A 15,947-nucleotide genomic window follows, 5' to 3' on the forward strand; every position below is an offset into this window, starting at 1 on the left:
ATTTGGTGGCCCGATTGCTGTCTTAACGCCTTGGAAAAAAACAATATGATCTAACGTCAGGCTTTGGAGTTGCCCAAAGCCATTGGTCGGATTGATCGACTTGCGGATAGGTTTCGGGCCGTTCTGGGCGCGTCGGTTGACCCCCATGCGCCGCCGCCGAAGGTGGCAGATTTCCTTGATTCGACCCTTTTCTATCTCACTGAAATGAATGATCCCGCCCGACGCGGTGTTGCGCGCCGGGCGGGATCATTCGGACCACCCGGGGCGTCATGGTCGGACCCCGGGTGGTCATGATCGCGGATCACTCCGCGTTGTACCAGACCGGAGAGGTATAGGCCCGGTCCTGAACCGTGGGCGGGACCGTCTCGGGAAGGGGAATGTCGTAGAAGGCGGCGTCATAGGTCGTCCAGCGCGGTTTCGGGATCTCGATGACCCGCACGTAATAAAACGCGTCCTCCGCCGGGTCAAAGTCCGGGTCGGTCCAGACACCGTCCAGCGCCGCCGCGCCGATCGTGTTGGTAAAGCGCGCGTTCTCGATATCCACGGTGCTGCCGACAGGTTCGCGCGCCCGCCCGTCCTCACCGATTGTCCGACCGCCGGACACGGCGACATCGTAGATACGCTCAAACGTCTCGCCATTCGCGTCGATCCAACCCTTGATGACCTGCACCCGGTCCAGGTTGGCGCCATCGGGATCGCGCAGCGCACGCACCATGATGCTGGGGGCCGCGCCTTCGGGCGCATCGCGCAACTCGCCACCCATTGGTACGCCGCGCGTATAGCCTTCGGAAACGAAATCGGGCGCGCCAAGGTCATCCTCGGTGAAATCCCAACCGGCAAAGATGCGCACACGCATCCGTGGGCCCGTCGTGGCATATGCCTCCTTGCGGGTGATCGCGCCGAAGACCTCGTCGCGGGTGTTCTCACGCGCCCAGACGGCGGTAAGCCCCGCTGCGGATTCCTGCGCGGTCAGGATGCGCAGCGCCGGATCTTCGGCCGGGATCACCTCGATATCGTGGCGGTTTGGCGACGGCTCGGTATGCTGGTACTTGCCGAAATAGTTGTCCTCGCGCGTGGTCGGTATCGCCGTATGGGTATCGGTCGTGCCGTAGAACCCGAACTTGAACGGGTTGACCCCGATATCGCGCTCCACTTCCAGCCCGACTTTCAAGGCCGATCGCGCGTATTCATAGCGCAGCATCTCGGGCGTCTTGGGCGCCCGGCCCGACAGGTTGCCGACATCCCAGCTTTCGAAATCGGCGAATTCGTCATCGGGCGACAGGAAGGGATGGGTTTCCTCGTCACCCTTGATCTGCGTCATTTCGTGCATCGGCTCCCAACGGATCCGCTTGGCGGCGTAATCCGCGTCCATGGGCGAGCCATCGAACTTGGTCGGCGCGAACATCAGCCCGTTGGACATGTTGGCGTTGTGCGGAACCGCGATGACACGACCGCCGGTCGCCTCTTCGTAACCGGCAAGGTAGTTCCACAAAAGCTCGGGGTCGGACCCCTCGAAAAAGGTAAACGGACGGGTCTGCGAGGTTCTCTCGGACCCGTCGCCAAAGATCACCACCCGGTGCAGGTTGTCGCCCTGCGGGGTAAAGGTCCACTCGAACCCCGCAAGCGAGGTGAACGTGCCCGGATCGTAGTACTGATCCACTGTCTCGATGATGTCGAGCCAGATGTCGCCATCCAGGTCCGTTCCTTCGAGCGGATCGCGCCCCTGAACCGTTCCGATGTCGATGATATCGGCAAAGGCCGCCATGCGCCCTTCCTGCCCGGAATTGAACAGCTCGAATGTCTGCCGACCCCAGTCATCCGCCAGAAGTCGCGGATCTGCCGTGCGCATCGCCGTGGCCAGCCCAAGCATTTCGGCATGTTCGGTGATGGCAAGGAAATCGAGCGGCCGGATCAGCTGGATCGGTTGCCCGGTGTTCGAGATGATCTTTTCGCCCCGTGCCACGCGGAACGCGTCATGCATGTTGAGGCTGGTACCGATAAGCCCCGCATCGAAAGAGATTTCCGTGTGGAAATGAAGATCGCCGAACAGTACCTGGTCTGGGTAATCGCGCCCCACGAAGGGAGAGTAGACGGGCCTGCCCTCGGATGCGCGCGCGCCGGGGGGCACGTTACCCTCGAACGCGGTTGCGGTCGTTCCCATAGCGGTGAACGACAGCGCGGCGACAATCGCCGGAACCGACACATGTGAAAGAGCCTTGCAGATCCTTTTGGCCATGATCATCTCCTGAACGAACGAAAACCCAATCTTTTTCGACATTATCAAAGAGCGGACAGCACAGACCCGCAAAGACTTATCATTTCACGACAATCGCCCCGTTTCGGTGAGCGGACGGTGGGCGGAGCCCCGGGCACGAAATTGCGAGGGGCTGGCGGCATACCAGGCGTTAAATGCACGGGTGAAGTTCTGCGGCCCGTCATATCCAAGCTCGGCGGCGATCGCCTTTACCGGCAGATCGGTTTCCAGCAGGAACGCGATTGCCCGTTTCCGGCGGACGACTTCCAGCAACTGCTTGTAGGAATATCCAAGCTTGCTCAGCTTTCGTTGCAGCGTCCTCGGTCCAAGGTCCAGCGCCCGCGCCAATCCGTCAAGGTCGACAGACCCGCCCATCATGCGCAGGTCGATCACCGACATCATGTCGTCCACGGTCACGACCCCCTCGGGCTGCGGATCAAGGTCCAGCGAGGTGATCGGGCGGGCAAAGGGCAACGGTCCCGCCAGCGTTGCGCTCAGGTCGACCTTGCGAACCGCCAAACCGTAATTCGGGCGGGCGAACCGGATCTCGGTACCGACATATTCGTCCAGCTCTTCCGTCTTCGCCGGCTTTTCGTAATCGACCTCCACCCAGTCGGGTCGCCACAGCGGCCCAAGAAAGCCGCGGAAGAAGACAAGCATCGTCTCGAACAGGTGATCGGAGAAATGTCGCACCTGTTCGCGCCGTTCGAGGCCGGAGGCGTAACACCAGACGACATGCTCGGCATGGTCCGCCAGGTACATCCGCGTGCCGCTTTCATGGGCCCACAGGGTGGAACAGACCCGTTTCAGCGCCTGCCCAAGCGTCGGCGCACAATAGGCATATCCCGCCCACGGGCCGTAATCCGCCGCTGTCGTGCGTCTGCCAAGGCGAACGCCGAACGCCTCATCCCCCACGACGCGCGCGGCCGCCTCGAAGACACGCATCATCTTGGCCAGTGGCATCCGGTGGTCGGGCGCGTCCAGAACGCTGAGTGGAAGGTCATGCCGCGGGAGGATCATGCGCAGCGCCTGAGCGCCCGCCATCTCTTCGACCAGGTCCGGGAATGCCCCCCATCCCCTTATCGTCGTCATCGGCACCATTCGGCGCGCACTCTCGTCAGCTACCACCTTGCTGGGGCCAAAGGATACCAAACATTGCAAGAACGGCATAGAACTATCGGCTGCCTTTGGTCGCGTCGTTCCGACGGCACCGGGTTCAGACGGTTTCAGGCAGCGAACAGGCGTGGCAGAAACAATTTGACCCTACGTAATCCTGCGCGATACCGTCCCTGTATTTGAGACAAGGCGCTGTTGCCTCTGGCAAGTGCAGAGGTGGCGTGGGCTGTTTTCTGTGCCCCTCGCCATGCGGTGCCGATTTCTGTCAAAAGGATTCATGCAATGCCCGCGACGCCCGATGTCTGGCTTTCCAAGTTCCAGGCCAACACACAGGATGTCGGGATTTCCGGCAATTCGCAGGATGAGCCGGTCATCATCCAGTTGACCAACGGCAACATCGTCATCCTGTGGCGCGACACGGCCGATGCTGAACCGGCGGTTGACTCGGGCGACGACATCGTCGGCCAGATATTCGACCCGCTCGGCAATCGGATCGGGTCCGAGTTCGTCGCAAACGGTCTCGTGACCGGAAACGAGCGAAGTTTCGACGCCGCAGCGCTTGAGAGCGGCGATTTCGTCCTCGCTTACGAGGCCGAGGAATTCGGTGGCGATACCAAGATCGTCGCGACCCAATGGACCACCACGGATACGGGAGCAGGAAGCTCGCTCACCCTCTTTCTCGCCGGACCTGCCGATACTGGCGACGAGGTCCGACAGCCCTCGGTCACGGGCCTTGCCGGTGGTGACTATGCCGTCGCCTACGAAGCCTTCGATGCAAGCGACACGGTTGCTGCCTACGGGCTGGAAACGATCATCGTTTCCCCTTCGGACTCATCCCCGGTGGGACCATCGATCCAGCGGATCGGTGGCTACGATGATCCCAGCTTCGACACGGCCCTCGCCACACTTAACAACGGCAATTTCGTTGCCGTTACGGAATTGAGTTCAGGCGCCACCGAAACCATCACCTTCCGTATCCTCGCCGCCGACGGCACAACGGTTACAGGCGCAACACTTGCCGACTCTTCGTTCACCGGCGATACCTTTTCCGACCCGCATGTCGCTGCGCTGGTTACCGGCGGATTTGTCGTCACCTGGGTCCGGACCGTCGGCTCGGACACCAGGGTGCAGTTCGCGATCTTCGACAATCTCGGGAACCAGACGAAAAGCACGACCGATGTCGTGTCCGGCGGTACTGTCTTTTCCAACGAGCCGCGCGTCATGGCACTTGCCGATACCGGGTTCGTGATCGCCTGGGACGATGACACGGCAACCAACAGCTTGATGTTTCAACGCTTCGACGCGTCCGGCAACGCGGTCGGGTCCCTTGTGGTGGTCAACTCCGCCAATGTCGAGCTTGATACGGCAGGGGTTGGTCTGGCGGACGGTCGTTTCATCATCGGCTGGACCGAAAGCCAGAGCCTGAACAACGACATCAAGGCCGCGATATACGACCCGAGAGATGCCGCGAACACCAGCGGCGTCTACAGCCCTGTGGAACGGATCGTCGGAACGATCGGGGATGACTCGATAATTGCCGGGACCGACGATCAGGTCGATGGCTGGACCGGCAACGATACCATCCGAGACAGTGCCGTGGCCGAAACACTGAACGGCGGTGACGGAGATGACAGCATCGTCGTGTTCTCCGAGATCGACGCGGACCGCTTCGATGGCGGCGACGACACCGATACGATCGACTGGTCACAGTCCTCCGAGATAGGCGCGACCTTTTCGCTTCTCGACGGTCTCGCGGTCGATAGCGACGGCAATTCCGAAGTGATGATCGGGTTCGAAAACCTGATCGGCACGTTCAATGCCGACGAGATTATCGGCGACGACGGCCCCAACCTGCTCGACGGGAACGGCGGCGACGATTTCATCCGCGGCAATGGCGGAGATGACACCCTCCTCGGCAGTTTCAGAGACGACACGCTCGAGGGCGGCGCCGGGGCGGACGAGTTGATTGGCGGTACCGGCGACGACACGATCACTTATGAAAATGCCCCGGGCGCCGTTACCATGAACCTCCTGACCGGTCTCGGAACGCAGGGCGATGCGCTGGGCGATACTGCCATTGGACCCTTTAGGGGTCTTACGGGGTCCGCTTTCGATGACCGCCTGACGGGCGACCTTACGGCAAACCTGATACGCGGCGGTGACGGCGATGACACGATCCGTGGCGAATCCGGCGATGACACGATCGAAGGTGGGTCAGGCAACGACTCGCTAGATGGCGGGTTCGGAACCAACACCCTGAGCTATGCCAATTCGGTCGATAGCGTCGAGGTTCTTCTGGGAAGCGGCTTTACTTATGAACGCGCGGTCGGGTCCGGGCTCCTGGTCTCTGTCGATATGTACGATCCGGGCGATTTTCGTGGTCTCCTGGGGTCCGCCTTTGACGACACTCTGACGGGAAGCAACGACCCGGACGAGATCCGTGGCGGCGATGGCGACGACAATATCGCCGCCTTCGACGGGGATGACGACCTTTTCGGCGACGGGGGAGACGATACGTTCTACTGGTTCGTGGGCAATGGCGATGACACCGTCAACGGAGGCACCCACGGCCTGCGGGGCGACCTGCTCGACGTCAGTGCGTTTGACCAGTTCACCGATCAAACCGTCGTTTCTCTCGCCGAGGGCAGCGACCCGGGTGAGCATCGACTGACCGTCATCAGCCTCAGTTCGATCGTCGAAACCGCCGAGATAGACTTCTTCGGAATCGAGGCCGTCCGGGTCCACCTTGGCGACGGGTCGGATGTCTTCACGACAAGCGCTCTTCAGGCCGTCGACCTGCGGGGCGAAGATGGTGCCGATGTCATCGTCGGCGGTGGTGGCGACGACACGATCAACGGCGGCGCGGGTGCCGACATCCTCGATGGCGGCGGCGGCACGAACACGCTCGCCTTCTCGGGGGCGCTGGGCGTCACCGTCAACCTTGCCACCGGCCAGTCCAGCCAAAGCGATGCCGCGGGCGACTATTTCACCAATTTCACGCATCTGAGCGGCAGCGACGACGATGACGACCTGACCGGTGACGCGCAGGACAACATGATCGACGGTGACGACGGCGAAGACCTGATCCGGGGCGGCGAGGGCAATGACACGCTGACCGGCGGCGGCGGCGATGACGAGATACATGGCGGTTCAGGCGACGCCGACCGCGCCGTGTTCCGCGGTGATCTCGATCAGTTCCGGATCGAGGTCCAGCCCGAAACCGGTAGCGACCCGAGGGCGCTGATCGTCCACGATCTCGGTGCCGAAGAGGTCGATACGATCCATGAAGATGTCGAACTTCTTCAATTCGACGATGGCCTCTTCAGCTTCGGCAGTCTTGCGGCAGATGGCAGGCTGATCCGTGGCGAGACGCTGGAACAGGGGTTCGGAAATCGCTTCGGACGCAATCTCAACAAACCGGGCGAGGCCAGCTTCGCCTTCGAGACCACGAGCGGCGCGCATGACGTGCTACTCGATCTCGCCGGGTTCGACATAGACACCGGCAACGAGGTCGAGCTACTGCTCAACGGTGTCTCGCTTGGCAATCTCGGGGCCGGATCGAACGAGGCCAGCACCGAATACAGCCTGACCTTGCCGGCCTCGGCCGTCGAAGAGGGCGACAATCTCCTCGTCTTCCGCCAGATCGGCAATCCCGGCTTCCTCTGGGGGGTAGAGAACCTGCGCGTCGCCACCCGCACCGATCTGGACCTCACCCGTGGCGTCGCCGATGCCACGATCCTTGGCAACCAGGTCGGCGCTGCGGCCGATATCACCGATGGCAGCGCCTTGGTCGGCTTTAACGGAACGGACAGCGACTTGCGTCTCGACCTTACCGGAATCGACATCGATTTCGGCGGGGACGAGGTCGAGGTCTTTCTCAACGGCACGTCACTCGGCCTGCTGGCGGGCACCCCGGACAACGGCACCGGCCCGTCCAGCTTCGTGATACCCGCCGCACAGCAACTGGCGGGCGAAAACCTGCTAAGGTTCGAGCAGACCCGCAACGACGCTTTCAAGTGGGGGATCAGCGACCTGCGCGTCGCACAGCCCACCGATTTCGATCTTGTCCCCGGCATCACCGAGACCGGCGCATATGGAAACGCCTTCGAAGGCAGCCTTTCTCTTGACGGTATCGTCACCGGCGGCTTCCAGAACACGGGCGGCGACGTGGTGTTGACGCTTTCCGGCTTTGACATCGATTTCGACGACGAGGTCGAGCTGTTTCTCAACGGGACTCCCGTCGCGAAACTGCCCGAGGGCGCGAACCAGGCCGAAACGCTCTACCGCTTCGCCATCGACGCCGCCGCCCAGACGCCCGAGCAGAACGTCCTGACCGCCCTGCAGATCAGGGATACGGCCTTTGCCTGGGGTGTTACCGATATCCGCATCGATGCTCCGGATGTCCAGTTGCTGACGGGCCAGACCGATCCGGGCGAATACGGCAACAACTACAACGGCGCGCTGGCCCCCGAGGGCGAGGTCACGATGACCTTTGCCGGATCGCCCGAGCCGATGCGCCTCGACGTGACGGGCTTCGATATCGATTTCATCGACGAGGTCGAGGTCCGGCTCAACAGCACCGTTCTCGGCAATCTTGGCATCACGCCCGACGACGGCACAGCGCCGAACAGTTTCGATCTGCCCGCTGCCGCCCTCCTGCCGGGCGAAAACGTGCTGACCTTTGCCCAGATGCGCGATACCGGGTTCAAATGGGGTGTCACGGATGTGCAGGTCCGCTCACTCACCGACTTTTCCCTCATCGGCACCACGCCCGAAACCGGCAGGTTTGGCAATGACTTCAATGGCAGCGCCGATCCCGACGGCAAGGTGACCGGAACGTTCCAGTCCGATGGCGGCGCGACGGTTCTGCGGGTCGACGGGTTCGATATCGACTTCGCGGACGAGGTGCAGGTCGGGCTTAATGGCTCTGCCCTGCGCTTTCTCGAACCGGGGCCGAACAACGCCACCGCAAGCTACGTTCTGGGTATGTCGGGGGACCTGGTGAACGCGGGTGAAAACGTGCTCGCCTTCACGCAGGAACGCGATCCGGGTTTCCGCTGGGGGATCACGAATGTCTCGATGACCCCGGCCGACATGCTCCTGACGCTCGAAACGGTCGAGCGGGGCGCCTACGGCAACAGCTTCCTCGGCACGTCCTCTACGTCGGTGCTGGCCCTGTTCGACACTGATATCGACGCGATCCGGCTGGATGTGCGCGGGTTCGACATCGATCTCGCCAACGAGGTCGAGATATTGCTCAACGATAAGTCACAGGGGTTCTTCTCGGGTGGACCGGCGAACAACGACACGCTGGCCGATTTCTCGCTCGTCTTCGATCCCGACGACCTCCGGATCGGGCAGGGCAACGTGCTGGAATTGCGGCAGGCGATCGATCCCGGTTTTGCCTGGGGCGTGACCGAGATCGAACTGTCCGCAACCGCTATTTGAAAACGGATCAGACCCGCATCGTCTGGAACAGCTCCTCGCGCCCGACATCGGCGGCGCGGGCAGCCAGTTTCACCGCCCCGCGCTCCAGCACGACGAACCGGTCGCCCAGGGCATGGGCGAAATCGAGGTACTGCTCGACGAGGATGATCGCCATCCGCCCCTCGCGGCGCAGCTTTCCGATCACCTCGCCGATCTGGGTGATGATGTTGGGCTGAATGCCCTCGGTCGGCTCGTCCAGCAGCAACAGGCGCGGCCTTGTGACAAGCGCCCGCGCGATGGCAAGCTGCTGCTGCTGTCCGCCCGACAGGTCGCCGCCGCGCCGGTCGAGGAAATCGGCAAGGATGGGAAAGAGCTCAAAGATCTCGTCCGGAACATGCCGCTCTGCCCGCGGGAGGCAGGCAAACCCGGTCTCCAAATTCTCGCGCACTGTCAGAAACGGAAAGATCTCGCGCCCCTGCGGGACATAGGCCACCCCCTTGCGCGCCAGCGCATGGGCGCTCGCGCGCCCGATCTCCTCGCCACCCAGACGGTAGTTGCCGCCGCTGCGCGGATGACGGCCCGATATCGCCTTGAGAAGGCTTGTCTTGCCCACGCCATTGGTGCCCATCACACAGGTCACCTCGCCCTGCGCCGCCTCGACATCGACGCCATGCAGGATCTGGCTGCCGCCGTAATGCAGGGTCAGCCCCGCGACGGAAAGCACGTTATCGCCCAAGATACACCTCGATCACCCTCTCGTTCGACGTCACGAAATCCAGCGAGCCCTCGGCCAGCACCGAGCCTTCGTGCAGAACCGTCACCCGGCAATCCAGCCGGCGCACGAATTCCATGTCATGCTCCACCACCACCACGGCGCGCGTCTTGGCCGCCTCTACCAGCAACGCGGTTGTATGCTCGCGCTCGGCCGGCGTCATACCCGCCGCGGGCTCATCCACCAGCAGCAGCCTCGGCTCCTGCGCCAGCAGCATCCCGATCTCCAGCCACTGCTTTTGCCCGTGGCTCAACTCGCCCGCCTTGCGGGCCAGCGCGCCCGCCAGTCCGATCTCTTCGGCCAGTGCGCCGACCTTTTCGCGATCCTGCTTGCCCGCACGAAAGCGCAGCACCGACATGGGGCCGCGCGCCTTTTTCAGCGCCAGCATCAGGTTCTCGGCAACCGTCTGGTCCTCGAAGACGGTGGGGCGCTGGAATTTCCGCCCCACTCCCGCGCGTGCGATCTGGCTTTCGCTCATCCTCAGCAGCGATTGCGACTTCTCCCCCCAAAGAACGCGCCCCTCGTCGGGCCGGGTCTTGCCCGTGACGATATCCATGAAGGTCGTCTTGCCCGCCCCGTTCGGTCCGATCACCGCGCGCATCTCGGCCGGGCCGATCTGAAAGGTCAGGTTGTTGATCGCCTTGAACCCGTCGAACGAGACAGAGACGCCCGAAACCTCCAGCAACATGCTCATTCGCTGGCCTCCTTCTCGCGCAATGCGCCTGCATCCGGACCCAGGTCCGCACCGTGGCGGTCAGGGCTGCGCCGTTCGGTCCACAGGTCGACCAGCCCGCCGATCCCCTTGGGGGCAAAAAGCGTCACCGCGACAAAGGACAGGCCCAGTGCTATGGTCCACCAGTCCACCCAGCGGATCGTGTAAAAGCCCAGGTCGATATCGGGGGCCTGTCCGCCGGTGAACCACGTCGACAGAAGCGAGACCAGCGCCGCGCCGATCACCGCACCATAAAGCCGCCCGCGCCCGCCGATTGCCACCCAGACCGCCAGGTAGATCGACGCGATGGGCGCAATCTCGGCCGGGTTCACGATCCCGGCCTGCGGGTAGTAGAGCACGCCCGCGACGGCCGCGATCACCGCGGTCAGGGTAAAGACGAACAGCTTGTACGCCTCGACCGGGTAGCCCAGGAACCGCACGCGCGCCTCGTCATCGCGGATCGCGCGGATGACCGAGCCGAATTTGCCCGACACGATCCATGTGCACAGAAGGTACCCCAGAGCCAGCGCCAGCGCCGAGGCCCAGAAGAACCAAAGCGAAACGGTCGATTGCGGCACATGGTCGAGGCCCGGCAGGTTTTGCAGCCCCGACAGGCCATTGTTGCCGCGCAGCCCGCTGTCGTTCTGGAAGAGGTAGAGCGCCAGCGCCAGTGTCATCGCCTGCGTCAGGATCGACAGGTAGACGCCCGTCACCCGGCTGCGGAAGGCCAGCCAGCCAAAGACCAGCGCGATCAGCCCCGGGACCAGGACGGCAGCCAGCAGTTGCAGCGGCAGGGAATGCGCCACGGCCCAGATCGGCGGGAACTCCGACGCACCCACGACGCCGAAGATCTGCGTTGCGATCCCGTCCGAGATTTCTTGCGGGGTGGGCGGCAGCGGCGCTGCGGCAAGGCTTTCGGCCACGATGATCTCGGTCCGCGCATACATCAGCCACATGCCGATGGCGTATCCGCCGATCCCGAAAAACGCCATGTGCCCCAGCGACAGGATCCCGCAATAGCCCCAGACAAGGTCCATCGCCAGCGCGACAAGGCACAGGCACAGCGTCTTGCCCAGCGTCTTGACGAAAGAGGTCGAGATCACGCCGATCCCGAACCCTTCGGACAGGATCGTCACCCCGATGGTAAAGAGCGCCAGAAGGATCATGAAAACAGCCAGCGCCGGGTAGCGGGCCACGAGCGGACGGCGCAAGCCGGGGGAAAGGGCCAAATCGCTCATGTCACGCCTCCGCCGCCCGGCCCTTGAGCGCTATGATCCCGCGCGGCCGGAACTGGATGAACAGGATGATGAAAAGGATCATGTAGGTCTGCGCCGCCAGCGTGTTCGACGGGTTCAGCCATTCGATCACCTTCTGCAGCCCGCCGATCATGCCGGCGCCCAGCAGCGTGCCCCAGATGTTGCCGACACCGCCCACGACCACGGTCATGAAGCTCTGCACGATGTAATCCGACCCCATCTCCGACGTCACCTTGGCATAAAGCCCGATGGCCACCCCGGCGATTCCGGCAATGCCCGACCCAAAGCCGAAGGTCAGCATGTTGATCCGGTCCGGGTTGATCCCCATCGATCCTGCCATGTGCGGGTTCTGTGTCACCGCACGGACCTCGAGCCCCAACCGCGTGCGGTTCATCACCAGCAGGAACAGCCCCAGGAACAGAAGCGCCAGCACGAATATCGCGATGCGGATATAGCTGATCGACACGATGTCGTTCACCACCAGAGACCCGTCCAGCCAGCCCGGCGCCGTCAGCGGGCGCGCCTGCGTGCCGAATATGTTCTTGGCCAGCTGCTGCAGCGCGATGGACACGCCAAAGGTGGCCAGAAGCGTCTCGAGCGGCCGGTGATACAGCCAGCGGATCACCAGTCGTTCCATTGCCACTCCGGCGGCGAAGGTCACGGCAAAGGCCAGCGGGATCGCCAGCAGGATCGACGCGGTGTGATCGGGCACGATCTGCTGCACGACGAAACCGGTATAGGCGCCCATCATGATGAACTCGCCATGCGCCATGTTGATGACGCCCATCACGCCAAAGGTAATGGCAAGCCCGATCGCCGCCAGGAAATAGATCGAGGCGAGCGAGACCGCATCCAGCGCCAGATCCGCCGCCTGGTTCAATGCAACCGAGTTCTCGATACCCTTCAGCACCGCCGCCGCGGCAGCCGCAACCGTGGGCGGCGCGCCGACATAGCGCTCGAAAAACACATGTGCATCAAGGTTCGCATCGACCTCGGCCTCGGTCGCGGCCGGTTCGGCCAGCCCGCGCGTCACCAGCGCGGCATAGGCCGCGTCGCGCGCGGTCTCGGTGTCCAGCGCCGCGACCTCGATACCTGCGACCGAGCCGCCTTCGATATTGGCGACCAGAACGTCGCGCTGCATATCGCGCGACAAGGGCGGCGGGGCAAGGCCCTCATCGACCAACAGCCCATAGGCGTCGGCACGAGACAACGCCTCACTGCCCGGCTCCAGGATGCGCGCCACCTCCGCGCCTTCGGGCTCTGTGTCGGCCACTTCCAGCCGCGTCGCGATCAGCGGGTTCAGCGCGGCGCGCACATCCACGCCCAGATCACCGTCAAAGCTCTCGATGGCGGCGATGCGTTCGGCCTCGCTCTCGCCGAACCGGATGGTCAGCAGCCGTTCCAGCCGCTCCATCCGTGCGGCCAGCGCGGGATCGTCCTCCTGCGTCACAGCCTTGCGCAACGCGACAAGGTGCGTCGCCTCGGCGTCGCGGGCAATGGCGTCCAGTGCCGTCGCGCGGGCGGCCGGGTCGGGGTCGGTTAGCTGGAACCGAACCAGCGCCGCGCCGATCATGCCCCGGATGCCGCTATTGGGTTTCAACTGGTCGAACGCCTCGTCCGGGACCACGCCGATCTCGGAGCCGTCGGCGAAATCGAAAATCCGCAGCGTGTCGCGATCGATCTCTTCGGCAAAGACGAACAGGCCGGTCTCTTCGTTGCGCCACATCTCCTTGGCCTGCCACCTCTCCAGCACGCGCTGGGCCTCCGGCAGGCCGCTTTCGGTCAACGCGTCGATGGCCGGCCCGATGGTCCGGCGCGAGCTCTTGGCGATGACCTCGCCATGCTCCTGCAACAGGGTCTGGATGGGCGCGCCCGCGTCCTGCGCCCCGGCTGGTATGCCAAGGGCCATCAGGCAGATCGCCAGAAATTTCCGCAAATCGTTCGTCCTTCTGGAAGGGCAGAGGGTCTTAAGGGGCAGGGGGCGTCAGCCGCCCCCTGCCAACCGATGTCAGTAGTTCGACTTGATCTGCACGCAGCTCTCGGTCTCGGTGTTGTACATCCCGCAGCCCAGATCCTTCCAATCGGACTTCAGCACCGCCGATTCCGGCAGGAAGTCGGTCCAGGCATCGCCCGGCACTTCCTCGGTCTGGCTGATGATGTCGAACTGCCCGTCTTCCTGGATCTCGCCGATCAGCACCGGCTTGGCCAGGTGATGGTTGGGCAGCATGACCGCCGTGCCACCGGTCAGGTTCGGGAATTCCTGCCCGTACATCGCGGTCCGCACAGCATCCACATCGGTGGTGCCTGCCGCCTCGGCTGCGTTCACCCACATGTTGAAGCCGATGTAATGCGCCTCCATCGGGTCGTTGGTCACGCGCTCTTCGCCCATGCGTGCCTTCCATGCGGAGACCCATTCGGCATTGGCGTCGGTATCGGCCGACTGGAAGTAGTTCCACGCCGCCAGATGCCCGACAAGGTTCGTCGTATCCAGACCCGACAGCTCTTCTTCCCCGACCGAGAAGGCCACCACCGGAATGTCGTCGGCCGAGATACCCGCCGCCGCCAGTTCCTTGTAGAAGCCGACATTGGCGTCCCCGTTGATGGTCGAAATCACGCCGACCTTCTTGCCATCGGCCCCCAGCGCGACCACGTCGGCGACGATCTTGGACCAGTCGGAATGGCCGAAGGGCGTGTAGTTGACAAAGATGTCCTCCTCGGCGATGCCCTTCGACTGAAGGTAGCTTTCAAGGATGTTGTTCGTCGTGCGGGGATAGACATAGTCGGTTCCCAGCAGCGCGAATTTCTCGACGCCCAGTTCCTCAAGGAAGTAATCCGTGGCCGGGATCGCCTGCTGGTTGGGCGCGGCACCCGTGTAGAACACGTTCTTGGAGCTTTCCTCGCCTTCGTACTGCACAGGGTAGAACAGAAGGCCATTGAGTTCCTCGATCACCGGCAGCACCGATTTCCGGCTCACCGAAGTCCAGTTGCCAAAGATCACGTCAACCTCGTGCACGGTCAGCAACTCACGCGCCTTCTCGGCAAAAAGCGGCCAGTCGGATGCGGGATCGACCACCACGGCTTCCAACTCACAGCCCAGAACGCCCCCTTTGCCGTTCTGCTGTTCGATCAGCATCTCCATGGTGTCTTTCAGCGTGGTCTCGGAAATGGCCATCGTCCCCGACAGGGAGTGCAGGACGCCTACCTTGATCGGGCAGGAGACATCCTGCGCGGCGGCTGGCATGACCGTGGCAAGCAGAACGGCGGCGGTGGTTCCCAGAAGTGTCTTTGACATCGCTTTATCCTTTGCGCGTCGCGCAGGGCGTTGCGCGGCGGCACGAACCGCCCCATATCCCCCCTTACGCATCAATTGCGGAGTGCGTTGGTGTCTTGGTTTCCTAGGCCGGCACCGACGCACGTTTCACTGGACCTCGCGGCCCACGGCAAAGCCTACGGGGATGCGCCGCAGTGCAGCGAGGTCAGGCAGGGTGTTGGTCGGCACACCGGGCCTATTTGCACGGAAAACAGGCGCAATCACATGGTGTGCCTGCAAATTGGGCGAAAATTCGTCGTTCTTGACCCGTCAACTTCCCAAAAGAAGGCCCCGGCACAGCCGAATCCGACCCGCTGCTTGTTCGCGCGCCACGCGTGAGCGGAGCGGATCCCGGCCAAAGCTCGCCTCGCGCAGCAAGGCGGCATGCAGGTGCTTGGCTTCGATCTGGTGGTGCAGTGCCGCGCGCCCGGACTTCTCGCCCGCAATCGCTTCGACCAGGGACAGGAACTGACTGCGCTCCCTCTCGAACCCGTCACTGTCGGTCTGCATCAGCCACGCATGTTCGCGTTCCGCCGAAAGCTGGCCCGAGCAGCGTGCGAACAGCGTCAAAAGGTCCTCGCGCGCATTTGCATGCCCGCCCACGGCAAGGCCCAAGATCAACGGCAAAATTATTCGCAAACCGCTCATGAATTCATCATGATAGCGAAAAAAGCGCTAATCAAGCGGGCAGTTTGAAAACTCCTGCGCCTGCGTCGCAGATGTCACCCTGCCCACGGGCGCCCCGCCACACGATACCGGCCCGTTGCAGGATGAAATCGCCGCGCGAAACCCTATCTATATCGAACAGACGCCAAGGGAGATTGACGCCAATGAAATGCCCCATCGACGGAACCGCCCTCGTGATCGCCGAACGCTCGGGTGTCGAGATCGATTACTGCCCGCAATGCCGCGGCGTCTGGCTGGATCGCGGTGAGCTCGACAAGATCATCGACCGCTCGGTGGTGCAGGCCCCGCCGCCGCCCCCGCCCGGTCGCGACATGCATGGCGGGTACGAGGATCAAGGATACCGCAAGAAAAAGAAGCGAGGCGGCTTCCTCGAAGATCTGTTCGATTTCTGAACCGGCGGCGGACCGGATCCG

At 63.0% G+C, this 15,947-nt stretch carries 10 protein-coding genes; 2 read left to right on the forward strand and 8 right to left on the reverse strand.

Features of this window, described 5'->3' with window-relative positions; genetic code table 11:
* Positions 1–301 precede the first annotated feature (301 nt).
* Both ACFORG_RS12665 and ACFORG_RS12670 read right to left on the reverse strand, forming a co-directional pair.
* The gene (locus ACFORG_RS12665) at positions 302–2,236 is read right to left on the reverse strand and encodes a DUF3604 domain-containing protein (protein WP_386735899.1); all 1,935 of its coding nucleotides are present in this window, start codon (positions 2,234–2,236) and stop codon (positions 302–304) included.
* A gap of 84 nt (positions 2,237–2,320) precedes the next feature.
* The gene (locus tag ACFORG_RS12670) at positions 2,321–3,346 is read right to left on the reverse strand and encodes an AraC family transcriptional regulator (RefSeq protein WP_386735900.1); all 1,026 of its coding nucleotides are present in this window, start codon (positions 3,344–3,346) and stop codon (positions 2,321–2,323) included.
* 306 nt (positions 3,347–3,652) lie between these two features.
* Here ACFORG_RS12670 and ACFORG_RS12675 point away from each other — a divergent pair, with 306 nt between their 5' ends.
* Positions 3,653–8,818 carry a calcium-binding protein gene (locus tag ACFORG_RS12675; protein WP_386735901.1) on the forward strand — a complete coding sequence of 1,722 codons (5,166 nt, stop codon included), beginning with the start codon at positions 3,653–3,655 and terminating at the stop codon, positions 8,816–8,818.
* Between the two features lie 7 nt (positions 8,819–8,825).
* On the opposite strand, the gene urtE is transcribed toward ACFORG_RS12675, so the two are convergent.
* From urtE to ACFORG_RS12705, 6 genes are all read right to left on the reverse strand, one after another.
* Positions 8,826–9,521: an urea ABC transporter ATP-binding subunit UrtE gene (gene urtE / locus ACFORG_RS12680; RefSeq protein ID WP_386736042.1), complete on the reverse strand. Its 696-nt coding sequence runs from the start codon at positions 9,519–9,521 to the stop codon at positions 8,826–8,828.
* 1 nt (position 9,522) lies between these two features.
* Entirely contained in the window at positions 9,523–10,263 is a 741-nt protein-coding gene (gene urtD / locus ACFORG_RS12685) for an urea ABC transporter ATP-binding protein UrtD (protein ID WP_386735902.1), read from the reverse strand.
* The gene (gene urtC / locus ACFORG_RS12690; protein WP_386736043.1) at positions 10,260–11,447 is read right to left on the reverse strand and encodes an urea ABC transporter permease subunit UrtC; all 1,188 of its coding nucleotides are present in this window, start codon (positions 11,445–11,447) and stop codon (positions 10,260–10,262) included. The genes urtD and urtC overlap by 4 nt, the downstream gene beginning before the upstream one ends.
* Positions 11,448–11,520: 73 nt before the next feature.
* Positions 11,521–13,446, reverse strand: a complete 1,926-nt coding sequence (urtB, locus tag ACFORG_RS12695; protein ID WP_386736044.1) for an urea ABC transporter permease subunit UrtB — start codon at positions 13,444–13,446, stop codon at positions 11,521–11,523.
* Positions 13,447–13,545: 99 nt separating this feature from the next.
* Positions 13,546–14,829: an urea ABC transporter substrate-binding protein gene (gene urtA, locus ACFORG_RS12700; protein WP_386735903.1), complete on the reverse strand. Its 1,284-nt coding sequence runs from the start codon at positions 14,827–14,829 to the stop codon at positions 13,546–13,548.
* A 288-nt stretch (positions 14,830–15,117) separates the two neighbouring features.
* The gene (locus ACFORG_RS12705) at positions 15,118–15,495 is read right to left on the reverse strand and encodes a hypothetical protein (RefSeq protein WP_386735904.1); all 378 of its coding nucleotides are present in this window, start codon (positions 15,493–15,495) and stop codon (positions 15,118–15,120) included.
* 182 nt (positions 15,496–15,677) lie between these two features.
* Here ACFORG_RS12705 and ACFORG_RS12710 point away from each other — a divergent pair, with 182 nt between their 5' ends.
* Positions 15,678–15,926, forward strand: a complete 249-nt coding sequence (locus tag ACFORG_RS12710) for a TFIIB-type zinc ribbon-containing protein (RefSeq protein ID WP_386735905.1) — start codon at positions 15,678–15,680, stop codon at positions 15,924–15,926.
* The last annotated feature ends 21 nt before the right edge of the window (positions 15,927–15,947 follow it).

This window comes from Lutimaribacter marinistellae, from assembly GCF_042648365.1.
Lineage (GTDB): Bacteria > Pseudomonadota > Alphaproteobacteria > Rhodobacterales > Rhodobacteraceae > Lutimaribacter_A > Lutimaribacter_A marinistellae.

Excerpts from the sequence above, each read along its gene's own strand:
- urtA (WP_386735903.1), bottom strand. The coding sequence starts at position 14,829 with ATGTCAAAGACACTTCTGGGAACCACCGCCGCCGTTCTGCTTGCCACG.
- ACFORG_RS12710 (WP_386735905.1), top strand. The coding sequence starts at position 15,678 with ATGAAATGCCCCATCGACGGAACCGCCCTCGTGATCGCCGAACGCTCG.
- ACFORG_RS12705 (WP_386735904.1), bottom strand. The coding sequence starts at position 15,495 with ATGAGCGGTTTGCGAATAATTTTGCCGTTGATCTTGGGCCTTGCCGTG.
- ACFORG_RS12675 (WP_386735901.1), top strand. The coding sequence starts at position 3,653 with ATGCCCGCGACGCCCGATGTCTGGCTTTCCAAGTTCCAGGCCAACACA.
- urtB (WP_386736044.1), bottom strand. The coding sequence starts at position 13,446 with ATGGCCCTTGGCATACCAGCCGGGGCGCAGGACGCGGGCGCGCCCATC.
- urtC (WP_386736043.1), bottom strand. The coding sequence starts at position 11,447 with ATGATCCTTCTGGCGCTCTTTACCATCGGGGTGACGATCCTGTCCGAA.
- ACFORG_RS12670 (WP_386735900.1), bottom strand. The coding sequence starts at position 3,346 with ATGACGACGATAAGGGGATGGGGGGCATTCCCGGACCTGGTCGAAGAG.
- ACFORG_RS12665 (WP_386735899.1), bottom strand. The coding sequence starts at position 2,236 with ATGGCCAAAAGGATCTGCAAGGCTCTTTCACATGTGTCGGTTCCGGCG.
- urtD (WP_386735902.1), bottom strand. The coding sequence starts at position 10,263 with ATGAGCATGTTGCTGGAGGTTTCGGGCGTCTCTGTCTCGTTCGACGGG.